General features: G+C 71.5%; 10 protein-coding genes and 1 pseudogene. 8 read left to right on the top strand and 3 right to left on the bottom strand.

All coding sequences use genetic code 11. The annotated features are described in order from the left end of the window. The first annotated feature begins 17 nt into the window (after positions 1-17). The 6 genes and pseudogenes from ACZ4NT_RS23530 to ACZ4NT_RS23505 all read left to right on the top strand — a co-directional run bounded on the left by ACZ4NT_RS23530 (position 18) and on the right by ACZ4NT_RS23505 (position 7,261). Positions 18-1,370, top strand: coding sequence for an ABC transporter substrate-binding protein (locus ACZ4NT_RS23530; protein WP_467727398.1), 1,353 nt, complete (start codon positions 18-20; stop codon positions 1,368-1,370). Between the two features lie 115 nt (positions 1,371-1,485). Beyond that, a complete protein-coding gene (locus ACZ4NT_RS23525) occupies positions 1,486-2,292 on the top strand; it encodes a rhamnogalacturonan acetylesterase (RefSeq protein WP_467727396.1) in 807 nt (268 codons plus the stop codon). Positions 2,293-2,330: 38 nt separating this feature from the next. Beyond that, the gene (locus tag ACZ4NT_RS23520; protein ID WP_467727394.1) at positions 2,331-3,647 is read left to right on the top strand and encodes a pectate lyase family protein; all 1,317 of its coding nucleotides are present in this window, start codon (positions 2,331-2,333) and stop codon (positions 3,645-3,647) included. A 175-nt stretch (positions 3,648-3,822) separates the two neighbouring features. After that, positions 3,823-4,944, top strand: a complete 1,122-nt coding sequence (locus ACZ4NT_RS23515) for a pectinesterase family protein (RefSeq protein ID WP_467727392.1) — start codon at positions 3,823-3,825, stop codon at positions 4,942-4,944. A gap of 2 nt (positions 4,945-4,946) precedes the next feature. Next, positions 4,947-5,240 (top strand): annotated as a pseudogene (locus ACZ4NT_RS23510) (HAD family acid phosphatase); the annotation flags it as partial. A gap of 569 nt (positions 5,241-5,809) precedes the next feature. Continuing rightward, positions 5,810-7,261, top strand: coding sequence for an NCS2 family permease (locus ACZ4NT_RS23505; RefSeq protein WP_467727390.1), 1,452 nt, complete (start codon positions 5,810-5,812; stop codon positions 7,259-7,261). A 102-nt stretch (positions 7,262-7,363) separates the two neighbouring features. Here ACZ4NT_RS23505 and ACZ4NT_RS23500 read toward each other — a convergent pair whose 3' ends face one another. The 3 genes from ACZ4NT_RS23500 to ACZ4NT_RS23490 form a co-directional block, all read right to left on the bottom strand. After that, positions 7,364-8,815, bottom strand: coding sequence for a peptidoglycan D,D-transpeptidase FtsI family protein (locus tag ACZ4NT_RS23500; RefSeq protein WP_467727388.1), 1,452 nt, complete (start codon positions 8,813-8,815; stop codon positions 7,364-7,366). 149 nt (positions 8,816-8,964) lie between these two features. After that, positions 8,965-9,435, bottom strand: coding sequence for a GNAT family N-acetyltransferase (locus ACZ4NT_RS23495; RefSeq protein ID WP_467727386.1), 471 nt, complete (start codon positions 9,433-9,435; stop codon positions 8,965-8,967). Position 9,436: 1 nt separating this feature from the next. Beyond that, a complete protein-coding gene (locus ACZ4NT_RS23490; protein WP_121403760.1) occupies positions 9,437-10,210 on the bottom strand; it encodes an IclR family transcriptional regulator in 774 nt (257 codons plus the stop codon). A gap of 130 nt (positions 10,211-10,340) precedes the next feature. On the opposite strand from ACZ4NT_RS23490, the gene ACZ4NT_RS23485 reads away from it, so the two are divergent. Together ACZ4NT_RS23485 and ACZ4NT_RS23480 are read left to right on the top strand one after the other, a co-directional pair. Next, positions 10,341-11,870: an aldehyde dehydrogenase (NADP(+)) gene (locus ACZ4NT_RS23485; protein ID WP_467727384.1), complete on the top strand. Its 1,530-nt coding sequence runs from the start codon at positions 10,341-10,343 to the stop codon at positions 11,868-11,870. Between the two features lie 26 nt (positions 11,871-11,896). After that, complete coding sequence (locus ACZ4NT_RS23480; protein WP_121403762.1) at positions 11,897-12,505, top strand: DUF1349 domain-containing protein; 609 nt, start codon at positions 11,897-11,899, stop codon at positions 12,503-12,505. Positions 12,506-12,589: the final 84 nt, after the last annotated feature.

The raw sequence follows: 12,589 nt of genomic DNA, 5'->3' as shown, positions 1-12,589 counted from the left end.
GAAGAAGAGAGCCGACCATGAAGATCAGCATGCGGAGAAACAACCGAGGCGACCGACGCGCAGCCGCGGCCGTCGCCCTGAGCGCCGTGCTCGCCCTGACCGCCACCGCGTGCGGTGACGACGGCAGCGGTGCCGGCGGAGACAAGGGCGACGAGGGCTCGGGCAAGGGCGAGATCACCTTCTGGGACAACAACACGGCCGTCCGCCGTGACATCTGGATGGAGATCATCAAGGACTTCGAGAAGAAGTACCCGAACATCGACGTCAACTACGTCGGGATCCCCGCCGAGAGCGTCCAGTCCAAGTACGACACCGCGATCCAGGGCGGCGGCCTGCCGGACGTCGGCGGGGTCGGCGCCGCGATGCTCGCCGGGATCGCCGCGCAGAACGCCCTCGAACCGCTCGACTCCCGCCTGGAGAAGAGCCCGCTCGACGGCAAGCTGAACGGCGGCATGCTCACCTCCGTGAAGGTCGCCGGCGGCCAGGACAAGCTGTTCACCGTGCCCACCTCCGCCAGCAACGGCGTGCTGTACTACCGCACCGACCTGTTCAAGTCGGCCGGTCTCGAGGCACCCACCACCTGGTCCAAGTTCTACGAGGCCGCCGACAAGCTCACGAAGAAGGGCAGCAACGAGTTCGGCTACACCATCCGCGGCGGCGCCGGCTCCATCGCGCAGGCGCTGGACGCCATGTACGGCCAGACCGGGATCACCGAGTTCTGGGACGGCGAAAAGACGACGGTCAACGCCCCCGAGAACGTCGCCGCGTTGAAGAAGTACGTCGCGCTGTACAAGAAGAACACACCGTCCGCCGACGTCAACAACGACTTCACCAAGATGGTCGCCCAGTGGGACAGTGGCAAGATCGGCATGCTGAGCCACAACCTGGGCTCCTACCAGGACCACGTGAAGGCGCTCGGTGACGGCAAGTTCCGCGGACTGCCCAACCCCACCACGGACGACGGCACGCGCGTCCAGGTGTCCAACCCGGTCGACGGCCTGGCCCTGTTCAAGTCCGGCAAGAACAAGTCGGCCGCCTGGCGGTTCATCGAGTTCGCCGCCTCCCACGAGGCGAACAGCAAGTGGAACGAGTCGGCGGGCGCCATTCCCTCCAACACCGAGGCCGCCGGGGACGCGTGGATCCAGAAGGCCGAGCCGACCAAGCTCGCGGCCGAGGCACTGAACAGCGGCAGCACCAAGATCGTGCAGCTGCCGTACTACCTGCCGGACTGGAACACCATCTCCAAGACCGACAACGAGCCGAACTTCCAGAAGGTCCTCCTCGGCAAGATGTCGGCCCAGGACTTCCTCGACACCCTGGCCGACCAGCTCAACGAGGCCCAGGCGGAGTGGGAGCAGCAGCAGAAGTAGCACAGCGGCTCCCCGGCGCGGGAGCCGGCGGCGGCCCGCACGCGGGCGCCGCCGCCGGCCCCGCCCGCTCCTTCCGCCCACTCGTCGTTCCGGTCCGAAAGCGAGGCACCCCGACGTGCACCTCACCCGCAGACAGGTCACCGCGGCGGCCCTCGCCGCCGTCCCGCTCGCCGTCGCCGCGACGGCCCCCGCCTCCGCGTCGACCTCGGCACAGGGAGCCCGGCGCCGGCGCACCCTCTTCATCGCCGGTGACTCCACCGCGGCCCAGAAGTACGCCGACGCCGAACCCGAGACCGGCTGGGGCATGGCCCTGCCGTTCTTCCTCCACGACGACCTCGACGTCGCCAACCACGCGGTGAACGGACGCAGTTCGAAGAGCTTCGTCGACGAGGGGCGCCTCGACGTCGTGCTCGCCGCGATCCGGCCCGGCGACCTGCTGCTCGTCCAGTTCGGGCACAACGACGAGAAGAGCGCCGACCCCACCCGCTACACCGAGCCCCGGACGACGTACCAGGACTACCTCCGTCAGTACGTGGACGGGGCGCGGGCCCGCGGCGCCCGACCGGTGCTCGCCACCTCCGTCGAACGCAGGAAGTTCGACGCGGACGGCAACGCCCTGCCGACCCACGGCGACTACCCGGCGGCGATGCGCTCGCTCGCCCGTGCGGAGGACGTCGCACTGCTGGACATCCAGGCCCGGTCGATCGCCCTGTGGCAGGAGCTCGGCGTCGAGGAGACGAAGAGGTACTTCAACTGGAACGGGACGGAGCAGGACAACACCCACTTCAACCCGCCCGGCGCGGTCGCCGTGGCTCGCCTGGTCACGGACGAGCTGCTGCGCCGCCGGGCCGTCGCACCCCGGGACGTGCGCCGGCTCGACGACGAGATCCCCGAGTCCTGGATCACCTGGCCCACCGCCTGACCGAGAAGAGAGCCGCACGATGAGCACATGTAAGTGTCATGCACGTGTCATGGGGGGCCTGCGGGCCGGCCGTGTCGCTGGCCGGCTGCACCGCCCTGGTGCTGGCCGCCACCGGCACCACCGCCCAGGCCCAGGCCCACGGCCGCGACCTCGGCCGCGAGACCCTCGCCGCCGGTGACGGCTGGGGGTCGGCGGGTACGGGTACCACCGGCGGGTCGGCCGCGGACGCCGCGCACGTCAGGACCGTCACCACCTGGGAGCAGTTCAGGGCCGCGCTCGCGGAGTCCGGCACCGCTCCGAGGATCATCAGGATCAAGGGCACGATCGACGCCAACGCCGCGGGCTGTTCCTCCTTCGCGGCCGACGGCTACGACTTCGACGCCTACCTGGAGCGGTACGCGCCGGAGAACTGGGGCCTGGACAGGAACCTGGACGCCGAGCCCGCCGACAGCCCCGAGGGGCTGCGCCGGGTCTCCGCCGACAACCAGGCCGGGGCCATCAAGGTCGCCGTCCCGGCCAACACCACCATCGTCGGCGTCGGGAGGAACGCGGGCCTGAAGGGCGCCAGCCTCCAGATCACGGGCGTCGACAACGTCATCGTCCGCAACCTCGCCTTCGAGAGCCCCCTCGACTGCTTCCCGCAGTGGGACCCGACCGACGGCGACACCGGCAACTGGAACTCCGAGTACGACAGCGCGGTGGTGTACGGCTCCACGCACGTCTGGCTCGACCACAACACGTTCACCGACGGCGCCCACCCCGACAGCTCGCTGCCGAGGTACTTCGGCATGGTCTACCAGCAGCACGACGGCGAGCTCGACATCGTGAAGGGCGCCGACCACGTCACCGTCTCCTGGAACGTCTTCACCGAGCACGACAAGACCCTGATGATCGGCAACAGCGACAGCGCGGCCACCGCCGCGGTCGACCGGGGACACCTCAAGGTCACGCTGCACCACAACCTGTTCTCCGGCCTCGTCGAACGCGCCCCCCGGGTCCGCTTCGGGCAGGTCGACGCGTACAACAACCACTACGTCGCCGACTCCTCGTACGCCTACAGCTTCGGGATCGGCATGGAGTCCCGACTCGTCGCCGAGAAGAACGCGTTCACGCTGCCCGCCGGAGTCAGTGCCGCCAAGATCCTCAAGAAGTGGAAGGAAGCGCCGGTCACGGCCGTCGGCAACCACGTCAACGGCGCGCCCGTCGACCTGATCGCCGTGCACAACGCGGAGATCCCCGCGGAGACCCTCCAGTCGGGTGCCGGATGGACGCCGACCCTGCGCACGAGGGTCGACCCGCCGAAGGCGGTCCCGGGCCTCGTCGACCACCGGGCGGGCTCCGGCAGGATCTGCTGACCCGCACGCGTCCGTCGGCCGGAGGGGCTGCCGAGGCCGTCCCGCATCCGACGGCGCCCGCCCCGCGTCCAGGACTCCGCCCGGCACCCGGGGCGGGCCGCTCCGGCCCCCTTCCACTCGTCAGGACCTCCGACGCCCCGGAGGCATCCGATCCGCACAGCGAAGGAGCATCGCCATGCTCGGGCACCACCGACGCACCGCCCCCGGCCGCAGGACCTTCCTCCTGGCCGGAGCCGGAGCCGCTCTCGCCCTCGGCGCCCCCGCCCCCGCCCGCGCGGTCACGCGGCCCCCCTTCGGGCGGTACGGCTCACCCGCCGCCCGCCTGACCGAGCGGACCCTCTACGTGGACGCGTCCGGCGCCGGGGACTTCACCACCGTCCAGGCCGCGGTGACCGCCGCCACCACCAGCGGCACGACGCTGGTCATCGCCCCCGGCACCTACCGCGAGACGGTCGCCGTCGGAGCCGCCCGTACCGGGATGACCTGGATCGGCGCCTCCGAGGACCCCCGGGACGTCGTCGTCGTGTACGACAACGCGGCCGGCACCCCGAAACCCGGCGGGGGCACCTACGGCACGACCGGGTCGGCCACCACCACCGTGCAGGCCGACGGCTTCACCGCCCGCTGGATCACCTTCGCCAACGACTGGCTGCGCGCGGACCACCCGGGGGTCACCGGCACCCAGGCCGTCGCCGTCAAGGTGCAGGGCGACCGCTCCGCCTTCCACCACTGCCGGTTCCTGGGCCACCAGGACACCCTGTACGCCGACTCGACGGCCCTCGGCGCCTTCGCCCGCCAGTACTACGGGCACTGCTACGTCGAGGGCGACGTGGACTTCGTCTTCGGCCGGGCGACGGCGGTGTACGAGCACTGCCACTTCCACACCCTGGACCGCACGGACCTGACCGCGGCCCCCTACGGCTTCGTCTTCGCCCCGTCCACCGCGGTCGCCAACCCGCGCGGGTATCTCGTCACCCGAGGCCGCGTCACCGGCGAGGCGCCCCGCGCGTACTACAAGCTGGCCCGCCCCTGGGTGCCCGGCTCGGACCCCACCGCCCGGCCCATGCTGACCGTCCGCGACACCCACCTCGGCGCCGGCATCGACGCGGCCGCGCCCTACGCCAACATGTCGGACACCTACCCGTGGCAGCAGCAGCGTTTCGCCGAGTACCGCAACACCGGCCCCGGCGCCGCCGTGCCGGTCCCGGAGAACCGGCCCCGACTCACCCGGGCGGAGGCGGCGTCGGCGACCCGCGAGACGTATCTGGGCGACTGGGCCCCCTGGAAGGAGTGCTGAGAGGCGCGGCTCCCACGCAGCGCTCCGCCGCGGTCGAGAACCTGAAGAAGGTCGGCGCCGACGTCGACCTCGACGCCTCGCACGTCTTCCTCGAAGGACCGGCCAACCCGCCCGCGTACCCGAGCTCCTGCGCCGCGCCCGGCACCTGGAACTGCACGACCGTGCAGTACAAGTCCGGCACCCGCAAGCACATCGAGTCCCTCGGGTACGAGATCGTCGCCAACTTCGGCGACCAGTACTCCGACCTCGAAGGCGGCCACGCCGACAAGACCTTCACGCTCCCGAACCCGACGTACCACTACGGTCGGGCACCCGCCGTGCGCCCGCCCCCGGCCGTCGTCGGCGGGGGGCGCCGCTCGGGCCGGCCCAGGGGCGGCCGGCTCCTGCGACACCCCTGGGGGCGGCCGGTGTCCCGGCGCGCGAAGTCGCCCGCCACGCGCAGCTTCCGGTCCGCCGTCCGCGCGGTCGCCGTGCAGCGGTCGTCCTTCGCGTCCCGGCCGCCGCGGGCATGGTCGTACGGGCCGCGAACACCCACCCGCCCGCCGGGACGCCGCGCCCGTCGAAGAAGGCGTGGAACTCCCCGGAGGCGGCGGCGTCGACGAAAGTGCCCACGGGCGACCTCTCCTCGCTGCGGCGTCCGTGTGGTGCGGGTGAAGACGTATACGACCCCCGTGGCGGCCCGGGTTCCGACCGGCGGTCCGCCGGACCGGAATCCGAGAGCGTCAGCGTCCGTACGGGTCTTCGAACGCCGTATGGCGGGCCGAACTCGATTCCGTAACACGGGGAAAACCTGCAAGCGGTTCAACACGGGAACAATCCAGCCAGCATCCGCACACCAGGCACGCAGGCAACGAGGAGCATCGCGATGTCCGACCCGCAGAAAGTGGCCGACCGGCCCAACTCCGCGCCACCCGCGACGAACGGCGTGGACCGCTTCTTCAAGATATCGGCGCGCGGTTCCACCTTCGGCAGGGAGATACGCGGCGGCTTCGCCACGTTCTTCACCATGGCCTACATCCTCGTCCTGAACCCCATCATCCTCGGCAGCGCCAAGGACAAGTTCGGCCACCAGCTCGACGCCGTCCAACTCACCACCGCCACCGCCCTGGTGGCCGCGGTGATGACGATCGTCATGGGCATCGGCGGCAACCTTCCGCTCGCCCTGGCCGCGGGCCTCGGGCTCAACGCGGTCGTCGCCTTCCAGATCGCCCCGCTGATGAGCTGGGACGACGCGATGGGCCTCATCGTCCTCGAAGGGCTGCTCATCTGCGTGCTGGTCGTGACCGGCCTGCGGGAAGCCGTCATGCACGCCATCCCGCAGCCCCTGAAGCAGGCGATCAGTGTCGGCATCGGCCTGTTCATCGCGTTCATCGGCTTCGTGGACGCCGGCTTCGTCAGCCGCATCCCGGACGCGGCCAACACCACCGTCCCGGTGCAGCTCGGCGCCACCGGAGCGCTGGCCGGCTGGCCGATCCTCGTCTTCTGCCTCGGCGTGCTGCTGACCATCGGACTGCTCGCCCGCAAGGTCAAGGGCGCCATCCTGATCAGCATCGTCGCCATGACGGTCGTGGCGATCGTCATCAACTCCCTGGCCGACATCGAGAGCTGGGGACTGACCACACCGAAGGTGCCCGACGACCTCGTCGCCGCACCGGACTTCGGGCTGCTCGGCGACTTCAGCCTGTTCGGAGCCTTCGGCCGGACCAGTGCCGTCACCGTGGTCCTGCTGATCTTCACGCTGATCCTGTCCGACTTCTTCGACACCATGGGCACGGTCGTCGGCATCAGCGCCGAGGCGGGCCTGCTCGACGAGAACGGCAAGGTGCCGGGCCTCGGCCGGGTGCTGCTCATCGACGGTGCGGCGGCGGTCGCCGGAGGAGCGGCCTCGGCGTCCTCGGCCACCTCGTACATCGAGTCGGCGGCGGGCGTCGGCGAGGGCTCGCGCACCGGCTTCTCGAACCTGGTCACGGGCGGCCTCTTCGCCCTGGCGCTCTTCCTGACGCCGCTGCTGACCATCGTCCCGCTGCAGGCCGCGGCCCCCGCGCTGGTCGCCGTCGGCTTCCTGATGATGACCCAGGTCAAGCACATCGACTGGGACCGCTACGAGATCGCCATCCCCGCGTTCCTCACCATCGCCGTGATGCCCTTCACGTACTCGATCACCAACGGTATCGGCGCGGGCTTCGTCGCCTACGTCCTGATCAAGACGGTCCTCGGCCGGGCGAGGGAGATCCACTGGCTGCTGTGGGGGGCGTCGGCGCTGTTCCTGGTCTACTTCGCCATCGATCCGATCGAGCAGATCCTGGGCGTGAAGTAGGGCGCCCCACCGCCGGGAGGGCCGCCCCGGGGAGCCCGGCGCGGCCCTCATGGCAAGGTGCGCGGGAGCGGCCGCCCCGAGCGGCCGCTCCCGGCGGGGCACTCAGTCCCGGAGAGCCGCCCGCATCGCGGCCTTGGCGACCGGTGCCGCCAGGCCGTTGCCGCTGACCTCCGAGCGGGCGGCGTCGGACTGCTCGACCAGGACCGCCACGGCGACCTCCTTGCCGGTGGAGTCCGACTTCGCGTACGAGGTGAACCAGGCGTACGGCGTCTTGCTGTTGTTCTCGCCGTGCTGGGCGGTGCCGGTCTTGCCGCCCACGGTGGCGCCGGCGATCCGCGCGTTGGTGCCCGTGCCGTCCTCGACGACCGTCTGCATCGCGGACTGCAGCTGCTCGGCCGTGGACGAGCTGACGATCTCCTCGGTCTCCGTGCTGTCGTCGTAGTCCCTCAGCACGTTGCCGTCGGCGTCGCTGGTCTGCGACACCATGTGCGGCGAGACCAGCTTGCCGCCGTTGGCGATGGCCGCCGAGACCATGGCCATCTGCAGCGGGGTCGCCGTCACGTCGAACTGGCCGATGCCCGTCAGCGCCGTCTGCGCCCGGTCCATGTCCTCGGGGTACACGCTCGGGTACGCGCGCACCGGCACGTCCTGCGTCTCGTCGTTGAAGCCGAACTTCTCCGCCATCGCCCGGACCTTGTCCTGGCCCAGGCTGACGGCCATCTTCGCGAAGACGTTGTTGCAGGAGTACTGCAGCGCCACCCGGATCGAGGCGTCCTCACAGGGCGCGGAGGCACTCTCGTTCGCCAGGACGCGGGTCGTGCCCGGCAGGGTGTACGGGTTCGGGCTGTCCGTCCGCGCGTCGACGTCGTCGTACAGCCCGTCCTCCAGCGCGGCCGCCGCGACGACCAGCTTGAACGTCGAACCGGGCGGCAGCGGCTGGCGCAGCGCGCGGTTCGTCATCGGCTTGTCCGGGGACTTCGTGAGCTTCTTCCACGCGTCCCCCTCCCCGGTGCTGAGCCGCCCCGGGTCGTACGAGGGGGTGGAGACGGCGGCGAGGATCCGGCCGGTCTTCGGGTCGATCGCGACCGCCGCCCCCTTCTTGTCGCCGAGAGCGTCGTAGGCGGCCTTCTGCACGGCCGGGTCGATCGTCGTGACGACGTCGCCCGGGTCGGCGCGCTTGTTCGTGACCGTGTCCAGGGGGTTCTTCAGCTGCTGGTCCGTGCCGTCGAGCAGGCTCTGGTAGATGCCCTCCAGCTGCGTCGCCCCGTAGACCTGGGAGCTGTAGCCCGTCACCGCCGCGTACAGGCTGCCGTCCGTGTACGTGCGCTTGTACTTGAGGTCGCTGCCCTTCGTCCGCGCGGAACCGGTGATCGCGTCTCCGGCCACGATGATATTCCCGAGCGGGTTCGCGTACTGCTCCATCGCGTTCCGTCGGTTGTGCTTGTCGTCCGCGAGTGCCTTTCCGTCGTAGAACTGCACCCAGGTCGCCCGGACCAGCAGGGCGACCACGAGCAGCAGGGTGAAGACGGCGGCACGCCTGATCGTCTTGTTCATTCCGCCCAGGAGGACGAACGGGCGGGCGGGAATCGTTCCCTTCCGTCCGGATTTCTCATCCGCCGTTCATGAAGCCGGCCGGCGCCCGGGGCCGGGCCCCGGCCCGTGCCGCCCGGTTCCCGGCCCGCGGGCGGGCGGGCGGCGGCTCCTCACGCCGGCAGGGTGAGGACGACCTCCTCCACCTCCTCGGCGCGCGCGTTGGCGTAGCCGCGGTCGCGGGCCGTCTCGTGGAAACCGCACTTCTCCAGGACCCGGCGGGACGCCCTGTTGTCCGCGGCGGCGCGGGCGTGCAGGGGCCGCTCGGGGACGGTGGCGAGCAGGGCCCGCAGAGCCGCCGTCGCGATGCCGCGCCCCCAGTGGGCGCGGTCGATCCAGTACGTCACCTCGAGCTCGCCCGGCTCGCCGTACACCGCGGTGGTGCCGACCACGTCGCCGTCCACCAGGACCGTGCGCAGCACGGCGGACGAGGACCGGACGCGGCGCCAGTGGGCGTCGAAGCGCTCACGGTCGGCCGGGTCCTCGGCCGTGAACGCGGCCATGCGGTTGGACTCGGGGTCGTTCATCAGCCGGAAGAACACCGGCAGGTCGCTGTCGTGCACCGGGCGCAGGGCCACGTCCATCTCAAAGCCTCCGGGTCGCCAGGGTCAGCCGGTCGCGCGCGTCGAACAGGGCGTCCTTGACCATCTGCTCGTGGGCGGGCGTGAGGCGGGCCACCGGCACCGAGCAGCTGATCGCGTCCCGGGCGGGCGTCCGATAGGGGATCGCCACACCGAAGCACCGCAGCCCCAGCGTGTTCTCCTCGCGGTCCACCGCGAACCCCTGCTCCCGCACCTGGTGCAGCTCCTCGATGAGCTTCTCCCGGTCGGTGATGGTGTGCTCGGTGAGCGCCGGCAGCGTCTCCGGGAGCATCTTGCGGACCTGCTCGTCGGTGTGGGTGGCGAGCAGCGCCTTGCCGAGGGAGGTCGAGTGCGCGGGGAGCCGTCGCCCCACCCGGGTGAAGGGGCGCAGGTAGTGCTGCGACTGACGGGTGGCGAGATAGACGACGTTCGTGCCGTCCAGCCGGGCCAGGTGGATGGTCTCCGTCGTGTCGTCCGACAGCCGGTCGAGGGTGGGCCGCGCCGAGGCCACCACCTCGTCGCCGTCGATGTACGAGGTGCCGACCAGGAGTGCGCGGACGCCGATGCCGTACCGGGTGCCGGTCGCGTCCGTCTCCACCCAGCCGAGCTCCACCAGCGTGCGCAGCAGCATGTACAGGCTCGACTTGGGGTACCCGACCGCCTCCTGTACGGCGGCCAAGGAGTGCATTCCGGGCCGGCCGGCGAAGTACTCGAGCAATTCCACGGTCCGTACCGCGGACTTGACCTGCGCCCCGCCGCCTGTCTCGACTGCCGACATCGCCCTTGACCCCTTCGTTGGACGGGAAATAGTCTCCAACAGCATATTCACCATCAGAGACAGCGTTCAGTATATCGAACGCCCCTGGTGAGTGACACAGAATGCGGCATCACATCTGGAGGAACCCGCGGTGGCAGCAGCACCAGTCTGGAGTGTCGACCCCCGTACCGGGAAGCAGCGTGAACAGGTTGCGGTGGAGGCCACAGCCCAGGAAGTGGACGAGGCCGTCCGCGCCGCGCACGCCGCCAGAGGGACGCTCGCCGACCGCACCGTGCGCGCCGCCTTCCTGCGCACGGCCGCGGACCTGCTCGAAGACGCCAGGGACCGGCTCGTCGAGGCGGCGGACGCCGAGACCGCGCTCGGCCCGGTCCGGCTCACCGGTGAACTCGCCCGCACCTGCTACCAGCTGCGCGCGTTCGCGGACATCGTCGACGAGGGCGCCTTCCTCGACGTGGTGATCAACCACCCCGACGACACCGCCACCCCGCCGATCCCCGACCTGCGCCGCTACAAGGTGCCGCTGGGCGTCGTCGCCGTCTACTCGGCCTCGAACTTCCCCTTCGCCTTCTCGGTCGCCGGCGGCGACACCGCCAGCGCCCTCGCCGCGGGCTGCCCGGTCGTCGTCAAAGCCCACCCCGACCACCCGGGCCTGTCCGAACTGGTCGCGTCCACCCTGCGCAGGGCCGCCGCCCGGCACGACATCCCCGCGGGCGTCGTCGGCCTGGTCCACGGCTTCGAGGCCGGGGTCGAGCTGGTGCGGCACCCGCTGGTCTCCGCGGCCGGATTCACCGGCTCGGTCCGCGGCGGACGTGCCCTCTTCGACGCGGCGGCGGCGCGCCCCGTGCCGATCCCCTTCCACGGCGAACTCGGCTCCCTGAACCCGGTCGTCGTCACCGAGGCCGCCGCCGCCGAGCGCGGCGAGGCCATCGGCACCGGACTCGCCGGCTCGATGACGCTCGGAGTCGGCCAGTTCTGCGTGAAGCCGGGACTGGTGCTGGCCCCCGCGGGAGCCGCGGGCGACCGGCTGCTGAAGTCCCTGACCGACGCCGTCAGCGACACCGCGGCCGGGGTCCTGCTCGACCACCGCATGCGGGACAACTTCCTCGCGGGCGTGGCCGAGCGCACCGGACTGCCCGGCGTGGAGTCCCCGGTCACCCCCGGCGCGGGCAGCGAGCACACGGTGAGCCCCGGCTTCCTGACCGTGCCCGCGGAAAAGCTCGCGGCCGAGGGCGAGCACGACCTGCTCCTGGAGGAGTGCTTCGGCCCGCTCACCGTCGTCGCCCGCTACGAGGACGACGCCGAGGCGGGCGCGGTCCTCTCCCGCCTCCCCGGCAACCTCACCGCCACCGTGCACCTGTCGACGGAGGAGGCGGCGGGCGAGGGGCGCGGCGCCGAGATCCTCGCCGAGCTGACACCGCTCGCCGGCCGCGTCCTGGTCAACGCCTGGCCGACCGGTGTCGCCGTCGCCCCGGCGCAGCACCACGGCGGCCCCTACCCGGCGACCACTTCCACCTCGACCTCGGTGGGCGGTACGGCGATCGAGCGCTGGCTGCGCCCGGTGGCGTACCAGAACACCCCGGAGGCGCTGCTGCCCCCGGAGCTGCGCGACGACAACCCGCTCGGGCTGCCGCGTCGTTACGACGGGCGGCTCGAACGCTGAACACACCGGCCTGGGACACTCGGCGGATGGACGTCGAACTTCCCGAACTCCCCTTCCCCCTCCGCACGTACGGGCCGGACGGCCACTGGTCGTACGAGGACGGAGTGCTCACCGGATGGGCGGGCGCGCGGCAGGACCGCTTCGTGCCGCCCACCGGTGAGGCACTGGACCCCGCCTCCGACGCGCCGCGGCTGCTCGGCGCGCCCGAGGGCGACTTCCGGCTGTCGGCGCGCGTCACGGTCGGCTTCGCCGGCTCCTTCGACGCCGGAGTGCTCTACGTCCAGGTGGCGGAGCGCGCCTGGGCGAAGCTCTGCCTGGAGTACTCGCCGGACGTGCCGACCGTCTGCACGGTGGTCACCCGGGGTCACTCCGACGACGCCAACTCCTTCACCGTCGACGGCAGTTCCGTCTGGCTCCGGGTCAGCCGCACGGGCCGCGCCTTCGCCTTCCACGCCTCCCGCGACGGCGTGCGCTGGACCTTCGTCCGGCTCTTCACCCTCGCCGACGAGGAGCCCTCCGGGGCCGCCCTCGTCGGCTTCATGACCCAGTCCCCCCTCGGTGAGGGCTGCGTGGTGACGTACGACGCGATCGAGTACCACCCCAGCTGGCCCGAGGACCTGCGGGACGGCAGCTGACACCCGGCGGGGGGGGGGGGGGGGGGGGGGGGGGGGGAGGGGGGGGGGGGAGGGGGGGGGGAGGGGGGGGTGCGAGCGTGCGGC

This window comes from Streptomyces sp. NPDC026417, from assembly GCF_055567695.1.
This window is presented reverse-complemented; position numbering and strand designations above follow the sequence as displayed.